This is a genomic window from Massilia sp. TWR1-2-2 (assembly GCF_049897565.1).
Lineage (GTDB): Bacteria > Pseudomonadota > Gammaproteobacteria > Burkholderiales > Burkholderiaceae_D > JAFCUW01.
The window spans coordinates 133,528-151,230 of record NZ_JAFCWM010000014.1; the positions used below are offsets into that span (position 1 = coordinate 133,528).

Annotated in this window: 19 protein-coding genes and 1 pseudogene; 4 read left to right on the plus strand and 16 right to left on the minus strand. The window is 62.0% G+C overall.

Going from position 1 to position 17,703, the window contains the following annotated elements; all coding sequences use genetic code 11:
• Positions 1–141 precede the first annotated feature (141 nt).
• From ACP7DD_RS15260 to ACP7DD_RS15275, 4 genes are all read left to right on the plus strand, one after another.
• Positions 142–657, plus strand: a complete 516-nt coding sequence (locus tag ACP7DD_RS15260) for a chemotaxis protein CheW (protein WP_426175674.1) — start codon at positions 142–144, stop codon at positions 655–657.
• A gap of 168 nt (positions 658–825) precedes the next feature.
• The gene (locus ACP7DD_RS15265) at positions 826–1,827 is read left to right on the plus strand and encodes a L,D-transpeptidase family protein (RefSeq protein ID WP_426175675.1); all 1,002 of its coding nucleotides are present in this window, start codon (positions 826–828) and stop codon (positions 1,825–1,827) included.
• 60 nt (positions 1,828–1,887) lie between these two features.
• Positions 1,888–2,610, plus strand: a complete 723-nt coding sequence (locus ACP7DD_RS15270; RefSeq protein WP_426175676.1) for a M23 family metallopeptidase — start codon at positions 1,888–1,890, stop codon at positions 2,608–2,610.
• Between the two features lie 52 nt (positions 2,611–2,662).
• Complete coding sequence (locus ACP7DD_RS15275) at positions 2,663–2,884, plus strand: hypothetical protein (protein ID WP_426175677.1); 222 nt, start codon at positions 2,663–2,665, stop codon at positions 2,882–2,884.
• A 162-nt stretch (positions 2,885–3,046) separates the two neighbouring features.
• Here the strand turns inward: ACP7DD_RS15275 and ACP7DD_RS15280 are convergent, their stop codons facing one another.
• The 16 genes and pseudogenes from ACP7DD_RS15280 to ACP7DD_RS15355 form a co-directional block, all read right to left on the minus strand.
• The gene (locus ACP7DD_RS15280) at positions 3,047–4,798 is read right to left on the minus strand and encodes a M4 family metallopeptidase (RefSeq protein ID WP_426175678.1); all 1,752 of its coding nucleotides are present in this window, start codon (positions 4,796–4,798) and stop codon (positions 3,047–3,049) included.
• Positions 4,799–5,110: 312 nt separating this feature from the next.
• On the minus strand, positions 5,111–5,287 hold the full coding sequence (locus ACP7DD_RS15285; protein ID WP_426175679.1) for a hypothetical protein: 177 nt from the start codon (positions 5,285–5,287) through the stop codon (positions 5,111–5,113).
• 2 nt (positions 5,288–5,289) lie between these two features.
• The gene (locus ACP7DD_RS15290) at positions 5,290–5,604 is read right to left on the minus strand and encodes a hypothetical protein (protein ID WP_426175680.1); all 315 of its coding nucleotides are present in this window, start codon (positions 5,602–5,604) and stop codon (positions 5,290–5,292) included.
• Between the two features lie 129 nt (positions 5,605–5,733).
• A pseudogene (tnpC, locus tag ACP7DD_RS15295) lies at positions 5,734–6,393 on the minus strand (IS66 family transposase); the annotation flags it as partial.
• A complete protein-coding gene (locus tag ACP7DD_RS15300) occupies positions 6,357–6,686 on the minus strand; it encodes a transposase domain-containing protein (RefSeq protein WP_426175681.1) in 330 nt (109 codons plus the stop codon). The gene ACP7DD_RS15300 and the pseudogene tnpC, both read right to left, overlap by 37 nt.
• 67 nt (positions 6,687–6,753) lie before the next feature.
• Positions 6,754–7,110, minus strand: a complete 357-nt coding sequence (gene tnpB / locus ACP7DD_RS15305; protein WP_426175682.1) for an IS66 family insertion sequence element accessory protein TnpB — start codon at positions 7,108–7,110, stop codon at positions 6,754–6,756.
• A complete protein-coding gene (tnpA, locus tag ACP7DD_RS15310) occupies positions 7,110–7,403 on the minus strand; it encodes an IS66 family insertion sequence element accessory protein TnpA (RefSeq protein ID WP_426175683.1) in 294 nt (97 codons plus the stop codon). Before tnpA ends, tnpB begins: the two co-directional genes overlap by 1 nt.
• 171 nt (positions 7,404–7,574) lie before the next feature.
• A complete protein-coding gene (locus ACP7DD_RS15315) occupies positions 7,575–7,988 on the minus strand; it encodes a hypothetical protein (protein ID WP_426175684.1) in 414 nt (137 codons plus the stop codon).
• A 402-nt stretch (positions 7,989–8,390) separates the two neighbouring features.
• Positions 8,391–8,669 carry a hypothetical protein gene (locus ACP7DD_RS15320; protein ID WP_426175685.1) on the minus strand — a complete coding sequence of 93 codons (279 nt, stop codon included), beginning with the start codon at positions 8,667–8,669 and terminating at the stop codon, positions 8,391–8,393.
• A 169-nt stretch (positions 8,670–8,838) separates the two neighbouring features.
• Positions 8,839–9,270, minus strand: coding sequence for a hypothetical protein (locus ACP7DD_RS15325; protein WP_426175686.1), 432 nt, complete (start codon positions 9,268–9,270; stop codon positions 8,839–8,841).
• Positions 9,271–9,465: 195 nt separating this feature from the next.
• Positions 9,466–10,626, minus strand: a complete 1,161-nt coding sequence (locus ACP7DD_RS15330; RefSeq protein WP_426175687.1) for a hypothetical protein — start codon at positions 10,624–10,626, stop codon at positions 9,466–9,468.
• A 366-nt stretch (positions 10,627–10,992) separates the two neighbouring features.
• Positions 10,993–11,973, minus strand: coding sequence for a M4 family metallopeptidase (locus tag ACP7DD_RS15335; RefSeq protein ID WP_426175708.1), 981 nt, complete (start codon positions 11,971–11,973; stop codon positions 10,993–10,995).
• 467 nt (positions 11,974–12,440) lie between these two features.
• A complete protein-coding gene (locus ACP7DD_RS15340; protein WP_426175688.1) occupies positions 12,441–12,749 on the minus strand; it encodes a hypothetical protein in 309 nt (102 codons plus the stop codon).
• 497 nt (positions 12,750–13,246) lie between these two features.
• Entirely contained in the window at positions 13,247–13,678 is a 432-nt protein-coding gene (locus ACP7DD_RS15345; RefSeq protein WP_426175689.1) for a hypothetical protein, read from the minus strand.
• Positions 13,679–13,743: 65 nt separating this feature from the next.
• Positions 13,744–14,994: a hypothetical protein gene (locus ACP7DD_RS15350; protein ID WP_426175690.1), complete on the minus strand. Its 1,251-nt coding sequence runs from the start codon at positions 14,992–14,994 to the stop codon at positions 13,744–13,746.
• A 660-nt stretch (positions 14,995–15,654) separates the two neighbouring features.
• A complete protein-coding gene (locus tag ACP7DD_RS15355) occupies positions 15,655–17,388 on the minus strand; it encodes a M4 family metallopeptidase (protein WP_426175691.1) in 1,734 nt (577 codons plus the stop codon).
• Between the last annotated feature and the right edge of the window lie 315 nt (positions 17,389–17,703).

A 17,703-nucleotide genomic window follows, 5' to 3' on the forward strand; every position in this document is an offset into this window, starting at 1 on the left:
TTACGGCAAGTGTAACGTCAAGTCTGGCCGCCCGAGACTCGTGCGGCAACCGGACAACCTTCAAGTTCAGCGCTATTGCCCCACCCCAGCGGTAGACCCTTGAGTGAGTATCCTCGCCTCCAACTCGAACAGGTCAATCACATGTTACAGACTCACGCAGCGGACGCCGCGGTCCGCAATCGCCAGCCGCACGGCCACGATGAAACCGGTCACGAATTTCTCGCCTTCACGATGGGCGAGGAAGAATACGGCCTCGACATCCTGAAGGTGCAGGAGATCCGCGGCTATGAAGCGGTGACCCGCATCGCCAACGCGCCGGAGTTTTTCAAGGGCGTCATGAACCTGCGCGGCGTGATCGTGCCGATCGTCGACATGCGCATCAAGTTCAACCTCGGCACGCCGACCTATGATGAATTCACCATCGTCATCGTGCTCAGCCTGGGCGGCAAGACGGTCGGCATGGTCGTCGACAGCGTCTCCGACGTCACCACCCTGACCGCCCAGCAGATCCGCCCGGCGCCCGACATGGGCGGCGTGTTCGACAGCGACTACCTGATCGGCCTGGGCACGCTCGACGAGCGCATGCTGATCCTGGTCGACATCGACAAGCTGATGTCGAGCGCCGAAATCGGCATCCTCGGCACCTTGCCGACCTGAGCAGCATTCACGCCGTTCACTGCAAAGCCCGCCGCGCGCGGGCTTTGTTGCGTTTTGTGGCATGCATGCGCGCAAGAGGCCTGCATACCTTAGTACGCTGCCGCACAGACCGTATATCTGGGAGGAATTAATCTTCGCTGTATCAACCATCGCGACACAGGATACCCATTGAAAACATCTCACACCGTCTTGGCCGCCTGCCTCACCGCCGCGTTCAGCCTGCCTGCCTTTGCCGCAGCCCCTGCCGCCGCGTCCGCCGCTGCGTTGAGTGCCGACAGCGTCAACGCCGCCGGCAAAAGCGAAGCGTCCGGCAAGGCCGCCAAGCCTGGCAAGGCCAACATCCTGCGCGCGCAGATCATGCTCGACCGCGCCCACTTTTCTTCCGGTGAAATCGACGGCGCCGCCGGCTCGAACCTGCGCGCGGCCATCGCCGGCTACCAGAGCGCCAAGGGCATCGAGTCCACCGGCGCGATGAATCCGGCGACCTGGGCGGCGCTGAACGCTGACAGCGCCGACGCACTGACCACCTATACGATCGCCGACGCCGACGTCGCCGGCCCGTTCGAGGCGATTCCGGAAAACATGGCCGACAAAGCCAAGATGACCGCGCTCGGCTATGCCAGCGCCGAGGAAGCGCTGGGCGAAAAATTTCACGCCAGCCCTGCCCTGCTCAAGCGCCTGAACCCGGGCAAGGACCTGAGCCGCGCCGGCGAGCAGATCATCGTGCCGAACGTGCTCGACACCGAGCCGCTGCCAAAAGGTGGCAAGATCATGGTCGACAAGTCGGCGCGCACGCTGACCTTGTTCGACACGGCCGGCAAGGCGATCGCCCAGTTTCCCGCCTCTACCGGCAGCGAGCACGATCCGCTGCCGGTCGGTAACTGGAAGGTCAAGGGCATCGCCAAAAATCCGGTCTTCCACTACAACCCGAAACTGTTCTGGGATGCCGACGCCGGCGAGAAAAAGGCGAAGATTCCTGCCGGCCCGAACAACCCGGTCGGCGTTGCGTGGATCGACCTGTCGAAGCCGCACTACGGCATCCACGGCACCCCGGTGCCGGCATCGATCGGCAAGACCCAGTCGCACGGCTGCATCCGCCTAACCAACTGGGACGTCGCCTCGCTGATGGCCTCGGTCGGCGCCGGCACCGACGTCGTGCTGCAAGACTAAGAACACCAAGTTTTCGCGCCCGGCGTGCCAGGCGCGTGTCATACCTACAAGGAGAATTTCATGAAATGGCTGTTGACCTTCCTGGCCGGCGTGCTGCTCGGCGCAGCCGGACTGTTTGTGTTCCTGCGCCAGGTTCCGCATGACGCACCGGTCGCTCCCGTGGTTGCCGTCGTCAGCGCGCCTGCCGCCAACGCTGCCGGCGCAGCGGCCACCCCGACCGACCCGATGGCCGCGGCGCTGCCGCCGGCGCCGGTGGTGTCGACCGACCTGACCGAAGCGGACCTGCCGCTGCGCCCGACGCAGCAGGAAATCCCGATGCCGTCCGACGTCGCCAATGAAGGCGCGGCGAAATCGTCGGCCAAGCTGATGATCCCGGTCGAAGGCATCAAGCTGGGACAGCTGTCGGACAACTTCGACCAGCCGCGCGGCAAGGAGCGTCATCATGAAGCGCTCGACATCATGGCGCCGAAAGGCACCAGGGTCATCGCGGTGGCCGACGGCAAGGTCGTCAAGCTGTTCAACAGCAAGCCGGGCGGCCTGACCGTCTACCAGTTCGACCCGACCGAAAAGTACGCGTATTATTACGCCCACCTCGACCGTTACGCGGACGGGGTCAAGGAAGGCAGCGTGCTCAAGCGCGGCGACCTGGTCGGCTATGTCGGCGTGACCGGCAACTCCGATCAGAAAGCACCACACCTGCACTTTGCTGTCGTCGAACTGACGCCGAAGAAAGAGTGGTGGAAAGGCACCTCGGTCAACCCATACCCGATGATGGGCAATTAAAGTTACTTCAGCCTGCGTCGCTATTGCAATCAAAACAACAAGAAAGAACACCATGAACAGCACCAGAATCATCGGCATCATCCTCATCGTCGCAGGCGTGGCGGGCCTGGCCTTCGGCGGGTTCAGCTTCACCAAGGAAACCCACAAGGCGAGCCTCGGCCCGATCAACCTGTCGGTGGCTGAAGAGAAGCAGGTCAACATCCCGTTGTGGGCGAGCATCGCCGCGATCGTCGCCGGCGCCGCCGTGCTGGTCGCGGGCGGCTCGAAACGCTGACCTGTCAATCGCGCGTCAATGCAAAAAAGCCCCGCTTCCGGCGGGGCTTTTTTGTGTTCGTCGCTCCGTCAGCCGCGCCGGTGCTGTTTGCGGCGTCGGATCATGCTTAACGCAGCGCGTGAAAAAGCCGGCCCAGGACGGCCTTCAGCGGGAACTGCAGCGCTACTCGTCGATATCGGCGCCGACGTTGATCGCCGCGTAGGCGCGCTGCACCGCCTTGTCTTCCTTGCTGCCGACGCCATGCAGTTCCTGCGCCGACTGCACCATCTTGCTGCGCGCGTCGGCGTAGTTGGTGCTCGCAGTAAACTTGGTGGTGTTGGCCTTGAACCAGATGCGAAACGCCTTGTCGGTGCCGATCCCGGTCATCGCCAGCGGCGTCTTGACCAGGTAGGCGCTGCCGAACTCGCTGCCCTTGCCGGCGTTCGATCCTTGCGCCAGGAAATAGAACATCCGGTTGTTCGGCCCGCTGCTGTAATGCACATCGAGGTTCTTCAGCGAAATGCTCCACGCGTCCGGGCTGCTGCCGTCCTTGCTCGGCTTGTACAACCAGCGCAGCGGGGTGCCGGTGCGGCTGATTTCCTTGCCGGTCTGCCAATCGTTGCCGGTGTTCGGAATCGACGCGCCGGTGCCGCCGGCGCGCGCATACGACTCGACGACGTCGCCGGTGATGTCCGACGACGATTCGTTCAGGCCGCCCGATTCGCCCGAATAGATCAGGTTCGACGTCGCCGCCGTGACGCCATGGCCCATCTCGTGGCCGACCACGTCGATGGCGCCCAGGCTGGTAAAAAACGAGCCGTCGCCGATGAACATGCACTTGCAGGTATCGCTGTAGTAGGCGTTGTCGTAGGCGGTGTTGACGTGCACGGCGATGTAGGTGGACGTGTTGTGTCCGTCCAGCGACAGCCAGCCGAGCGCGTTCTTCAGCGTGTCGTAGGTGTTCATCAGGCCCCACAGCGCATTGACCGCGGCGGTCTGGCCATTGGCGCTGGTGCTGGTGCTGCCTTCGACGTACTGCTTGCCGTCGCCCCATTCGTTGGTCGGGTTGCTGTAGACGGCGCCGGGAGAGGCGCTGTGGTTGGCGTTGGTGATCGCCATCGCGCCGAACAGGCCGCCGGTGCCGCGCTCCGGGTCGACCATCACGTACTTGGCGCCGGACTTCGAGGTGCTGATCGGCACGTTGCCGTTGTACTGGCTGTGGCCGATGCCGGTCGCCGTTTGCAGCATGCTCCACTGGTGGATGATGCGTCCGTCGAGCGCGCTGACGACGGTGTCGTGGTAGACCGGCTTGGCGTCGACGAACATGCGCGTGTGCACCAGGTAGGACAATTCGTAGCTGGCGACGACGTCCTCGACGTCGAGCGCGTTGAGTTCGTCGTCGGCCTTGTTGACGGCGGCCGGCACGCGCTCGGTCTTCATGATCGGATAGATGATCAGCTCGGCGCTGGGCGGCGTGACATGGGTGGCGCCGGCCGGCAGCGAGCGCAGCGCGGCGTCGATCGCCGCCTTGGTGCTGAGCGCCGGCGTCACGCCGAACTCGGCCGTCGCAGCGCCGAGCCGGTTGGCGCTTCCCTTGCCGAGAAACAGGCGCCGGTCCGACCCCGCTTCGCTGACCAGCTTGCCGCTGGCGTCGGTGACGAGCACCGATTCGGAGCCGAAGATGCGCACGCCCTTGTAGGTGTGGTCGATGCGGGCGACCTGGGCGCCGCCCTCGCCCGGATGCTGCCGGCTGACGGCAAAGCCGTGGTCGGCGTCGAGGCCGTGGGCGGCGCGCTGCGCCGTCAGGGTCGCCACCAGCGCGGCGGTCGCCTGCGGCGTCGGCGCCTTGGACGGACTCATCAAAGGGGCGGCGGCGGCGCCGGCGAGCACGGCGGCGCTGACCGCGGCGGCCAGCAGGGTTTTGCGGATGTTCATCTCTTCTCCTATAAAGTGGACCGCCCCGGGCCAAGCGAACTGGGCACTAAGAATATTGGTGGAGGATTTGGCGCAGGCTGTTGAACAATCGCAAAGGCCATGTCAATGCAAACAGCCCCGCAACCACCATGCCGGCGGCATAGCGCTTTCGGGGCCGTCCTGCCGCCCCGCCTTGAAGCTCGACCAATGGGTAGTCGCAATTGGAAGCACATCGCCCTGGATCCGGCAACGTGATCGTAGTTGGGACAGGGTCATTGCCGCCCTGCCACCGCCTTCCATTCCCACTGCCACCGTAGCTTCCCGCGGCGCCCACTATTCCGTGGCAGGAGGAAATGTCGGGCGCAGCATCGCCCAAGAGTCGGCCAGCCCGGCCAGGTCTTCCGGATGGCGCTGAAACAGGGTGTCGAGCGCGCGTGTGTAGTCGCCGGTTTCTTCTCGGCGCGAAGCGGAACGGGCGTTGATGTGATCGCGGCCCGGTAGCTGGCACAAGATCAACCGGAAAAGGCTTTAATCAAGTTTTCCCGATTGGCTGGCCATGTTTCAGGCAAGCTGCTTTCGTTTAGTTCGTCGGCCCGCTGTTCGATTAGCCTATCGATGGCAGGGATATAGGCGGTGGTCTTTTCCTTGTATGAGCGTTGAATCAGTGCGTCGACTATGCCGTAGTGGGTTTCAGTGGGCAATTTTGGCGGCAGCAGCTGGGGGAATTTAGCGATCTCGTCATGTTGAACGACGGCGAGCATACGCATGGCCCTATCGCCGACTATTTGACATAGTGCTTGGCAGCCTGCCGGTTCAAGCTGGCTCATCGGCCATTGAATCAAGTTTAGCCGCTCGCTATCGTTGCGCGTAATGACTAGCGTCGGCTCGCTGTTTTGTAAGCGGGAGATTTACCCCACCGCTCCCCCTTCCCGGTCAGTGGTTAGCGGGCAGTCAGCCTAGTTTTTGTTGAAGTTGAAGGGCAGCAGGTCCGTCACATCGTCGCCTGGTTGCCTGCGCGGCAGCTCGGTCAAGACGTGGCGCAAGTAAGCATACGGTTCGACGTCGCACGCGCGGCAGGTCAGCATCAGGCTGTAGATGACGGCGCTGGCATCGGCGCCGGCGACGGAATTGGAGAACAGCCACGCCTTGCGCCCGGTCGTAAACGGCCGGATATCGCGCTCGATCAAATTATTATCGATGGCGAAACGGCCGTCGTCGATAAAGCGGTACAAGTAGCGCCACTGCCCGAGCGCATAGCTGATGGCTTTGCCGATCAGCGATTGCGGCATGACGGCGCTCTTGTTCTTCACAAGCCATGCGTGCAGGTTGTCCAGGATGGGACGACTGAGCACCTGCCGCAATCGGTAGGCGTGTTCGATCACCGTCATGCCATCGGGCGGTTTGCCGCGCGCCAGCTTTTCGATGTGATATAGCTTGGCGATGAAGCGCAGCGCCTCCCTGGCCCTGCCTGATGGATTTTTCTGCGCCTTCAGCGCCTCATCGAAGTAGCGTCGTGCATGCGCCATGCAGCCGAGGTGCGTTATGCCCTCGAGCATGCGCCAGGCGGCGTAGCCATCGGTCATGACCGCGCCCTCGAAGCCGGCAAGGGCTTGCGGCCGCGTTTTTTGCCAGCGCTCTTTGGTCCCTTGTCGGCTTCTTCTTCGGCATCCGGGGCCAGCGTGGCCACGTCCTGCTCGGCCTCGTTGAACAGGCAGCCCTGGGCGCCGAACTTCTCGCTCGACGGCGCGAAGCGTTTCAACTGCGCCAGCCGGAACTGCTCTTCCAGGAATTGGTTACGCACCTGTAAGGCAGACGCCTGCATCTCCAGCGCCGTCGCCCGCGTCTCCAGTTCGCGAACGTAGTCGCGAAGCTCGGGCGGCAGGGTGGCAAGAAGGTCGGTTGGATGCATGCAGTAACTTTACCAAAACGATTCGCGTTTTGGGTTTACGTCATTTGCATGTTGTTGACATTATTTTTCAGACCATCGCGCGCGGCGCCATCGGCTGGTGGGCAATGGCGTTCTGCCAGTTCAAGCCATCGATCAGCCAGCGCAGTTGACGCGCCGTGACCGCCAGCGCCTGCGCGTCCTCGCCGTCCCTGGGCCAATGGAATTTACCCTGTTCGAGACGCCGGCAATGCAGCCAGAAGCCGTTCGTGTCCCAGTGCAGAATCTTGAGCCTGTCGCGGCCACGATTGCAAAAGACGAACCAGTGGACGCCGACCGGGTCGTGGCCCAACGTGTCGGCCACCACCAGTGCCAGTCCATTGATCGATTTGCGCATGTCATGGTGGCCGGTGGCCAGGTACACCATGCCCTGCGGCGTGCCCCACATCAGCGTAGCGCCTCGAGCACGCCGCCGAGCCAGCGCACCTGCTCGTGGTGTGAAAGGCGGATGACGTAGCCGTGCGGGGTGCGTAGTTCCAGCATCGGTTCGTGGTGCCCCGCCACCATCGGCAGCGCAATGAGCCTGGTGGCGGTTGACGGCGGCGCCAGCCGCTTGCGCCAGTAGTGAAAGCTGGCCTCCGTTACCCCTTCGCGAACGCACCAGGGCCGGATGCCAAGTCCGGAACTTGCCTGCTCTTGCAGCCGGATCGTCCAGGCTTGTCTCGTCGATTCATTGCGCATTGCGTTGGCTCCAGTGATTGATGAAGCCGCAATTTTGGAAGGCTTACCTCACGATTGAAAGGTGGGGTGAAATTCCCGCTTACGTTTTTGTTCACTAGCCTGATGGTTATGTTGGGTAGCATGAGGATTATCCATTTGAAAGTTGTAACCTTGGCGCCGGCGCGACTACTCCTAGGCAGGAGGCAATGTCTCGCGCAGCATCGCCCAAGAGTCGGCCAGCCCGGCCAGTTCTTCGGGAAAGCGCTGAAAAAGGTTGTCGAGCGCCTTTGTGTAGGCACCGGTTTCGTCTCTGCCTGCGTGGTATAGAAGCAAAATCGCTAATTGGTGCGGGTCGTGGTGCGGCAGTGGCGGCGGCAGAAGCAGCGGGTATTTGTTGAACACGTCGGTGTGGGCGCGCGCCAGCGCATAGACCGTGCTGTAGCCGACAGATTGGCACAGCTTGTGGAAACCTTCACGCTCGACGTGGCCGAGGTCGTAGTGCATGCTGTTCTGGACTTTGGAATTTTCAAGTCGAACCAGCACAGAATGCCGCTTGCCGTATTCGCTGGCGGTCACAGATATGATTAGGTTCGGTGAGAGAATCATGTGTGCTCCATGTGGTGAGCTGACAATACCCGGCGGGAAGTGTTCCCACCGGCCTCCATCATCGGATATAAGGTGCTACGTGCTCCAGGCGCCCCCATAACCCAGTCCCCCATCCCTCAGGACTACTGTCGACCTGTCTTGCAGCGACCACAAAAAAAAAAATTCATCCTGGGTGCGATCGACCTGGCGGCTTTCGCCGACGCGCCCTGAAGCACGACAGGCTCATCGTCGATCAGGTGGTGCTGTGTCGCAGAAAGACATCCCGGAACGTCGGCCATTGTCCCGGCAAATCGGTCTGCGCCAGTTCGTCCGCGTGGCGTGTGAAGATGGCGTCAAGTGCGGGCACGTAGGCGCTGGTGCCCTCGGCGGCTGAACGGCTGATTAGGTTGTTGATCAGGTCGGTCAGCCGGTCGAGTTTGACAGCTCGTCCGGTGGTGCCAGCAGTGGATGCTGGGCGAACAGGGCGGCGTGGGGTTGGTGCAGTAGCCGCAGGACCGCGTTGCCGATGCGTTCGCAAGCTGCCATATATCCCGCGCGCTCGATAGCGCCAAGCTGCCAGCTAACCCATCGCATTGGTTCGCCTGGGGCGCTGTCGTCTGCGTCGCTGCGCCGGATCAGGATGCTGGCGCATCCGCTGTTGGTGGTCAACGCCACATTGATTCTCGGTTCTTCGATAGCCATGAGTGCTCCTTAGGGGTGCGACCTGGGTGCCGTTGCCGGTAACGCGGGGCAGTGTCGGGCGCAACATCGCCCAGCTTTCGGCCAGTCCCGCCAATTCAATGTGCGATCGAGGTGGTGAAGTGGCAGCATCTGGCGAGAAGTCTCCCGTCAGGTGCTCCTTTGTTGCCGCCTATTCAATCGCGGGCCTGGACATAACCCTGATCCTGATCGACTGCCATGTTTCGGGCAGGTCGGTTTGCCCGAGCTCGGCACAGTGACGTGCGAAGATGGCGTCGATGGCGGCCACATAGGCGGTCGTCTTTTCCGTGGTCGAGCGGTGCATCAGTTCGACTACGAGGCTGCACAGCTCGTCGAAGGCTGTTAGCTTGGGTGGCGCGAGCAGCGGGAACTTTGCGAACTCGTCCGGGTGGGCGCGTGATAACATCCGCAATGCCGTATCGCCGACCCGCTGGCACAGCGCGAGGTAGCCTTCGCGTTCGAGTTCGCGCAAGTCCCAGCGCACCCAGCTTGGCTCCCCGTCGTCATCGGTGCGCCGCACCATCAGTATTGTGCGGTCTTCGTTGACGACCAGCGCAACGCTGATCTTCGGTTCTTTCAGCATGGTGTTCTCCATTCGGTAAAACTAAGCGGCTACTTAGTGTGGTTCGATAACATGACTGTTACGGTGCGAGGTGAGCGCCGTTGTCGGTGAGTTGCCGTGCCGTGGTATAGCATGCTGACCTTCGTTCTTCTACCTTTTTTGTGCATGCGTGGTAGCTGCGGTTGTCCATTGGGTAGGCACTGCATTGAGCCCTTTCTACCTCGGCAATTGCATCGCAGATGTCATACAGCGCATCCATCGATTTTCCTGATGTTGAGGAATTGCCGCCCCGGTCATTATCCGGCACCTGCCCCGCCGAACAGAAGATCGTGCCAACATTGCACATCGCTTGTGGGAACCACGGCGTGCGCCCTGGCAGCTGCTCCGGTTCTCCACCGACGACTGGCAACCCGCGGCTGCCACCACATTCAAGCGTAAACGCGTTGATAGGCCGGCAGCCGACTGTCTCAGTTTCTTCCGGCTCTGGACGCTGGCCATGATGACGACTACCTGGCAGATGTTCCGGCCGGCGGAGTTGAGGCAAGGATCGCCATCGCCATTGTCGTTGCCGAATGGGTATTCGCAGTTGAACTGGCAATCGTTGGTCGCAGGGGTGGCCGGGATCGGATCGTAGTTCTCCTCACCACCGCCGCCACCGCCTTCGCTACCGCTCTCGTAGGCGCCGCCGACGCAATCGTAGCCGCCTTCGTCATCGTAGCTACAGGTCATGCTACCGCCGCCGCGGTCATCGATCGCGTTGGCCGTGGCGCCTACCCGCACAGACATTTGGCCTGCACGCGGCGCATACGACACCTCCATCCGGTTGAAGTGCTTCACCTGCTTTCTCGTGCGTGCAAGGAAGTGGGCAACCGTGTAGCGCAGGCGCGCCGGTGCCACCTTCGTGCCAGGCGCGATCTTGAACGTCAGAAACTGCTCGCCTTTTGGCCCGATCCTTGAGCCGACCTCGATATCCTTCATCAACGCCGTAGGTGCTATCGGCGCGCACGCGACCATGTGGCGGCTGGGGGAGCATAGGCTGTAGTGCTTATGCCCCTTGACGATCCAGCTGGGGGATTTGGCGACCAGTTTGGTTGGAATGACCTGGCTGACCTTGCCCGCCTGACTTGGCAGACGCAGCACCCTTGGCATCGCCGGCGCAGGCGCGGGCGTAGCTTTCTCGACAGGAACCGCCATTACGGGTGCGGGCGTAACCTTCTTGACAGGAACCGCCACTACGGGCGCGGGCTTGCTCTTGATGACGGTCGGCGCCGGCGGCGCTGTCAACGGGACGCTTTTGTTGGTTAGAGCTGCTAATGCCGGTGTGCCGAGGCTGGCACACAGGGCGGCCATTATTATTGCGGAGAGGGAGGTTTTCACGGTTGGACCTTTTAAGTGTCAAAAGACCAACGCAGATTATCGTTTGGTCAATCTTTGTCCTTGCGAGGTGTCATGGATCGGTACGTCAAGCCGGTATTGGTTGGCATTTCCTATGATGTCGGGTTGTCCAACTCGAGGCCATCTTCTGCGGAGTCTGACGCTGGGCAATCGCCTGGATCGGACCGGTTCGCCCGAGAGTTGCTGCTGAGAGCGGCGCTCGGCGCGCCCCGCGAGTTGGCGCTGGCATAGCCAACGCAAACAGCCCCGAATACGCCCTGCCGGCGGCATAGCGTATTCGGGGCTGTCCTGCCGCCGCGCCGGCAAAGGCGCGGCGGCATGCTGACTGCATTGTTACAGCATCAGCTGTTATTCGGCGATGTCGAGGCCGACGTTGATCGCCGCATAGGCGCGCGTGACCGCTTTCTCCTCCACGCTGCCGACGCCATACAGTTCCTGCGCCGCCGCCAGCACCTTCAGGCGCGCATCGGCGTAGTTGGTCGACGACGTGAACTTGGTCGTCAGCGCCTTGAACCAGATACGGAACGCCTTGTCGGTGCCGATGCCGGTCATCGCCAGCGGCGCCTTGGTCAGGAAGGCGCTGTAGGTGTCGCTGCCCACGGTGGCGCTGGAGCCCTTGGCCAGGAAGTAGAACATGCGGTTGTTCGGCCCGCTGCTGTAGTGCACGTCGAGGCGCTTGATCGAGCTGCTCCAGGCGTTCGGGCTACCGCCGTCCTTGCTCGGCTTGTACATCCAGCGCAGCGGCGTGCCGGTGCGGCTGATTTCCTTGCCGGTCTGCCAATCGTTGCCGGTGTTCGGAACCGACGCGCCGGTGCCGCCGGCGCGCGCATACGACTCGACGACGTCGCCGGTGATGTCCGACGACGATTCGTTCAGGCCGCCCGATTCGCCCGAATAGATCAGGTTCGACGTTGCCGCCGTGACGCCATGGGCCATCTCGTGGCCGATCACGTCGATGGCGCCCAGGCTGGTAAAAAACGAGCCATCGCCGATGAACATGCACTTGCAGGTATCGCTGTAGTAGGCGTTGTCGTAGGCGGTGTTGCGTTGAGTTCGTCGTCGGCCTTGTTGACGGCGGCCGGCACGCGCTCGGTCTTCATGATCGGATAGATGATCAGCTCGGCGCCGGCCGGCGTAACATGGGTGGCGCCGGCCGGCAGCGAGCGCAGCGCGGCGTCGATCGCCGCCTTGGTGCTGAGCGCCGGCGTCACGCCGAACTCGGCCGTCGCAGCGCCGAGCCGGTTGGCGCTTCCCTTGCCGAGAAACAGGCGCCGGTCCGACCCCGCTTCGCTGACCAGCTTGCCGCTGGCATCGGTGACGAGCACCGATTCGGAGCCGAAGATGCGCACGCCCTTGTAGATGTGGACTATGCGCGTGACCTGGGCGCCGCCCTCGCCCGGATGCTGGCGGCTGACGGCGAAGCCGTGGTCGGCGTCGAGGCCGTGGGCGGCGCGCTGCGCAGTCAAGGTCGCCACCAGCGCCGCGCTCGCCTGCGGCGTCGGCGCCTTCGACGGACTCATCAGCGTCATCGCCGCGTAGGCGCGCGTAACCGCTTTCGCTTCCACGCTGCTGACGCCATACAGCATGAGGTCAAGGTCGCTCAGCTCGTCCGATGCCGACAATTTCGGTGGGACCAACAGGGTCCGGGCCGCCATTGTCGTTAATATTGGAGTACTCGCATTTGGAAGTACATTACCCTGGATCGCGCAACGTGATCGTACTAGGACAGGGTCGTTGCCGCCCCCGCCACCACCTTCTACTACTGCCGCTGCCAATGTAGCCTCTGCCGGCCCGGACTACTCCGGGGCAGGAGGCAATGTCGGGCGCAGCAGCGCCCAAGAGTCGGCCAGTCCGGCCAGTTCTTCCGGATGGCGCTGAAACACGGTGTCGAGCGCGCGCGTGTAGTCGCCGGTCTCTTCTCTGCCTGCGCGGTATAGCAGCAAAATCACCAATTGATGCGGGTCCTTGTGCGGCAGTGGCGGTGGCAGCAGCAGCGGGTATTTGTTGAACACATCGGGGCGGGCGCGCGCCAGCGCATAGGAAACCTTCACGCTCGACGTGACCGAGATCGTGGTGCAGGCTGTTTTGGACTTTGGTTTCGTCAAGTCGAACCAGCACAGAATGGCGCTCGCCGTCTTCGCTGGCGGTCAAAGATATGATGATGTTGGGTGAGAGGATCATGTGTGCTCCATGTCATGTTGAACGACAGCGAGCATACGCATCGCCCTATCGCCGATAATTTGACATAGTGGCTGGTAGCCTGCCGGTTCAAGCTGGCTCATCGGCCATTGAATCAAGTTTAGCCGGTCGCTATCGTTGCGCGTAATGACTAGCGTCGGCTCGCTGTTTTTATTCACAAGCCTGATGGTTATGTTAGGTAGCATAAGGATTCTCCATTGGCGAGTTGGAACCTTGGCGAGATGGTTCCCGCCATGTCACCGACGCGCCCAGTGCAAGCGGCTTGGTAATCCACCGCCGTCGCTGCGCGACACCATCAGCGTGACGCGCTCGCCGTTGTCGCCGTTGACCGCGAGTGCGCCGTCTTTGGTTCTTCGATCATGATTACATTCTCCATCCCTTGTTTTTAGACATGTTGCTCTCGCTACTTGGGCGGGAAGATTTCTATCAATTGAAGCCGCGCGGCTTGCCAAATTTCAGGCAACTCGGTATCGCTGAGTTCATCGGCGTTTTTCTCCATAAGCAGATCAATGGTCTGGACATAGTCGGTTGTTTGTTCCTTGTAAGACCGGTGCATTAGCGCATGGACCAGGCCATACGGCTCGCTTACATCCTGCCGGGGCGGAACCAGCGCGGGGGTCTTGGCAAATTCGGCGGAGTGGGCAAGGGCAAGCATGCGCAATACCGTGTCGCCTAGATTCTGGCAAAGAGCGACGTAGCCCGCAGACTCATGCCGGTGCATTAGCCATTGCACGAAATTGAAGTTCTGATTGTCGTCACGGGTCATGACGAGCGCGGGTTGGCCGTTCTTGTCGGCAAAGCCCACGGTGACTTTTACTTCCTTGATGGATGGCATAGCGATTTCCTTGTTTCTATGAAGACCTAGCAGGGGCAATCCCCGCTAGGCGGAAAGACTAAAAATCAGGGTGCCAGATGCGTGCCGTTGCCGGTCAATTCGCGCGCCGTGCTGTAACAGGCAACCATGCGGTTAAAGGCTTTGGTTTCACAAGCTTTCCGGCTGCGATAGTCCATTTCGCTGCTATAAGCATTGCAAACAGCCCGTTCAACCTCCTCAATGGCTTCGCACACTTCATACAATTCCGTCATCGATTTCCCTGATGTTGAGGATTTGCCGCTCCGGTCATTATCCGGCACCTGCCTCTCCGAACAGAAGATCGTGCCAACATTGCACATCGCTTGTGGGAACCACGGCGTGCGCCCCGGCAGCTGCTCCGGCTCACCACCGATGACCGGCAGGCCGCCTCTGCCGCCACATTCAAATGTAAATGCATTGATCGGCCGGCAGCCGACTGTCTCAGTTTCATCCGGCTCTGGACGCTGGCCTGTGATGACGACCACCTGGCAGATGTTCTGGCCGGCGGAGTTTAGGCATGGGTCGCCATCGCCATTGTCGTTGCCCGATGGGTATTCGCAGTTGAACTGGCAATCGTTGGTCGCAGGGGTGACCGGGATCGGATCATAGTTCTCCTCACCGCCACCGCCACCGCCCTCGTAGCCGCCGCCCACGCAATCGTAGCTGCCTTCGTCGTCGTAGTTGCAAGTGCTTCCGCCGTTGCCGCCGCTGCCGTTGCCGGCGTCAACCAGGCTGGCGGTGGCGCCGACCCGCAGCGAGTTTTCAACGGGTCGCGGCGCATACGACACCTCCATCCGGTTGAAGTGCTTGACCTGCTTTCTCGTGCGCGCGAGGAAGTGGGCGACCACGTAGCGCATGCGCTTGGGTTCGACCTTCATACCGGGCGTGATCTTGAACGTCAGGATAGGCTCGCCCTTTGGCCCACGACGCGCGCCGACCTCGATGTCCTTCATCAAGGCGGTGGGTGCGATCGGAGCGCAGGCGACCAGGTGGCGGCTGGGGGAGCACAGGCTGTAGTATTTATGCCCCTTGGCGATCCAACTTGGAGATTTTGCAACCAGGGTGGTTGGAATCACCTGGCTGACCTTGCCCGCCTGGCTTGGCAGACGCAGCACCCTTGCCGGCGCGGGCAGAGTTTGCTTGACGGGAGTTGCCACTCCGGGCGCCGGCTTACTCTTGACGACCGGCGCCGGGGGCGCTGTCAACGTGACGCTTTTGGTGGGTGAAGCCGCGCGGGCCGATGAGCACAGGGCGGCGCACAGCGCGCCCATGATTATTGCGGAGAGGGAGGTTTTCACGACAGACCTTTCAAGTGTCAGAAGACCAACGTAGGTTATATTTCGTTCAATCTTTCACATTGCGAGGTGTCATGGATCTGTACGTCAAGCCTGTATTGATTGGTATTGCGTAGGTTGTCGGGTTGTCCAACTCGAGGCCATGCCGGGAAGCTATTTCGCGCCACTTCGCCCAGCGCGGAAGCGACCAAGGCTTCGACTGGAGCGCAATGAACGCGGCCTGGTCCGGTGATTACCATTGAAATGTCTTGGCCCGAATGTGGCCGCTGCCGATAGTTCGCCGGCTACTGATGCCTCTCGCCTATCCGGCGCTGTAGATCAGTCAGCCGGGTGGCCGGCCGGTCGACAGTGCGCTGCCCGTGCAGAACGTGAACGCGTGTTGAAGCCGCTTCAAGCAGTGGCTGCGCCGTTTCAGTGGCGTTGCGAGCCGTTATCTGTCGAACGACTAGTCTGACGCTGGGCAATCGACGCCGATCGGATCGGTTCGCCTAAGAGCTGCTGCTGCGAGCAGCGCTCGGTGCTCCCCCCGAGTTGGCGGTGGCATAGCCAACGCAAACAGCCCCGAATACGCCCTGCCGGCGGCATCGCGTGTTCGGGGCTGTCCTGCCGCCGCGCCGGCAAAGGCGCGGCGGCATGCTCACTGCATTGTTACAGCATCAGCTGTTATTCGGCGATGTCGAGGCCGACGTTGATCGCCGCATAGGCGCGCGTGACCGCTTTCTCCTCCACGCTGCCGACGCCATACAGTTCCTGCGCCGCCGCCAGCACCTTCAGGCGCGCATCGGCGTAGTTGGTCGACGACGTGAACTTGGTCGTCAGCGCCTTGAACCAGATACGGAACGCCTTGTCGGTGCCGATGCCGGTCATCGCCAGCGGCGCCTTGGTCAGGTAGGCACTGTAAGTGTCGCTGCCGACCGTGGCGCTGGAACCCTGGGCCAGGAAGTAGAACATGCGGTTGTTCGGGCCGCTGCTGTAGTGCACGTCGAGGCGCTTGATCGAGCTGCTCCAGGCATTCGGGCTACCGCCGTCCTTGCTCGGCTTGGTCATGTAGCGCAGCGGCAGGCCGTTCTTGGCGATTTCCTTGCCGACCATCCAATCATTGCCCGTGTTCGGGATCACCGTGCCGGTGCCGCCGGCGCGCGCGTACGCTTCCACCACTTCGCCCTGGATGTCGGAGGCCGACTCGTTCAGGCCGCCCGACTCGGCGCGGTAGACCAGGTTGGACGTGGCGTTGGTGACGCCGTGACCCATCTCGTGGCCAATCACGTCGATCGAGCCGAGGTTGTTGAACGAGGCGCCGCCGTCGCCGATGTACATGCACTTGCAGGTGTCGCTGTAGTAGGCGTTGTCGTAGGCGGTGTTGACGTGCGCGGCGATGTAGGTGGAGGTGTTGTTGCCGTCGAGCGACTGCCAGCCGAGCGTGTTCTTCAGCATGTCGTAGGTATTCATCAGGCCCCACATGGCGTTGACCGCCGCGGTCTGGCCGTTGGCATTGGTGGTGCTGCCGCCGCTGACGTACTGCAGGCCGTCGCCCCAGGTGTTGCTGGTGTTGGTATAGACGGCGCCGGCGCTGGTGGTGTGGTTGGCGTTGGTGATGGCCATGGCGCCGAAAGTGCCGCCGACGCCGCGGGTGGCGTCCTTCATCGAATACGTGGTGGCCGACAAGGAGGTGCTGATCGGCACGCTGCCGTTGTACTGGCTGTTGCCCACGCCAATCACGGTCTGCACCATGCTCCACTGGTCGAGCACGCTGCCGTCGCGGGCGCTGACGACGGTGTCGTGGAACACCGGCTTGTTACCGACCGTCATGCGGGTCGATACCAGCCAGGCCAGCTGGTAGCTGTCGACCACTTCCTCGAGATCGACCGCGTTCAAGTCCGCTTCGGCCTTGTTGGCGGCGCTGGCCACGCGCACTTCCTTGATGACCGGGTAGATGATCAGTTCAGCTTTCGGCGGCGCGGCGTGGGCGCCGTTTGGCGCCACCGACTTGATCACCTTGTCGATGGCGCTCTGCGCCGCTACCGACGGCGCGACATCCATGTCCTGCTGCTTCAGGCCGCCGCGGCGGTCGGACACCGATTCGCTGATGATGGCCCCGCGCGGGCCGCTGACGACGACCGACTCGGACTGGAACACGCGCACGCCCTTGAAGGTGTGGTCGGCGCGGCTGATGGTGGTGCCCTCGACACCCGGGTGCTGCCTGGCGACGACGAAGCCGTGGCGGTTGTCGAGACCGAGCTTGCCGCGCTGCGAGTTGAGTTGGGCGACCAGGCTGGCTTTATCTTGTTGCGATTGCACGGCAGGCGCTCCCATCAGTTGTCCGGCACTGGCCTGGCCGCACACCATCAGGGGGAGGGCCGCGATCGATGCCGCCAGCAGCGTTTTACGAAGATTCATCATATCTCCAATCGGTAGTTCGTCTATTTTCGGTTTGCCCCCAATTGCCGGGGATAAAGCAAACATAGTCCCATCGAACCGGCGAAGTCAAGAATGTAGAAGAATCGGACACGGCTGCGTCAAGTGTCCCATTTTGGACATGATTAAATGCAACTTTTCCATATGCCATTTTCAGCCCCGGATGTGGTACTCTGCAACGGTGCCTTGTTGTTCCACCGGCGCGCGTCACGTTCCACACGGCTTCGCCGTTACCTTCTTTGAGCCGAGGCTGGCGCTCAGTCTTATCCAAGCCCAGGCTTTTCCCATGCAAACGAT

Excerpts from the sequence above, each read along its gene's own strand:
- ACP7DD_RS15300 (WP_426175681.1), bottom strand. The coding sequence starts at position 6,686 with ATGCATCCAACCGACCTTCTTGCCACCCTGCCGCCCGAGCTTCGCGAC.
- ACP7DD_RS15270 (WP_426175676.1), top strand. The coding sequence starts at position 1,888 with ATGAAATGGCTGTTGACCTTCCTGGCCGGCGTGCTGCTCGGCGCAGCC.
- ACP7DD_RS15280 (WP_426175678.1), bottom strand. The coding sequence starts at position 4,798 with ATGAACATCCGCAAAACCCTGCTGGCCGCCGCGGTCAGCGCCGCCGTG.
- ACP7DD_RS15290 (WP_426175680.1), bottom strand. The coding sequence starts at position 5,604 with ATGAGCCAGCTTGAACCGGCAGGCTGCCAAGCACTATGTCAAATAGTC.
- ACP7DD_RS15275 (WP_426175677.1), top strand. The coding sequence starts at position 2,663 with ATGAACAGCACCAGAATCATCGGCATCATCCTCATCGTCGCAGGCGTG.
- tnpB (WP_426175682.1), bottom strand. The coding sequence starts at position 7,110 with ATGTGGGGCACGCCGCAGGGCATGGTGTACCTGGCCACCGGCCACCAT.
- ACP7DD_RS15345 (WP_426175689.1), bottom strand. The coding sequence starts at position 13,678 with ATGCCATCCATCAAGGAAGTAAAAGTCACCGTGGGCTTTGCCGACAAG.
- ACP7DD_RS15315 (WP_426175684.1), bottom strand. The coding sequence starts at position 7,988 with ATGATTCTCTCACCGAACCTAATCATATCTGTGACCGCCAGCGAATAC.
- ACP7DD_RS15320 (WP_426175685.1), bottom strand. The coding sequence starts at position 8,669 with ATGGCTATCGAAGAACCGAGAATCAATGTGGCGTTGACCACCAACAGC.
- ACP7DD_RS15355 (WP_426175691.1), bottom strand. The coding sequence starts at position 17,388 with ATGAATCTTCGTAAAACGCTGCTGGCGGCATCGATCGCGGCCCTCCCC.
- ACP7DD_RS15325 (WP_426175686.1), bottom strand. The coding sequence starts at position 9,270 with ATGCTGAAAGAACCGAAGATCAGCGTTGCGCTGGTCGTCAACGAAGAC.
- ACP7DD_RS15260 (WP_426175674.1), top strand. The coding sequence starts at position 142 with ATGTTACAGACTCACGCAGCGGACGCCGCGGTCCGCAATCGCCAGCCG.
- tnpA (WP_426175683.1), bottom strand. The coding sequence starts at position 7,403 with ATGCGCAATGAATCGACGAGACAAGCCTGGACGATCCGGCTGCAAGAG.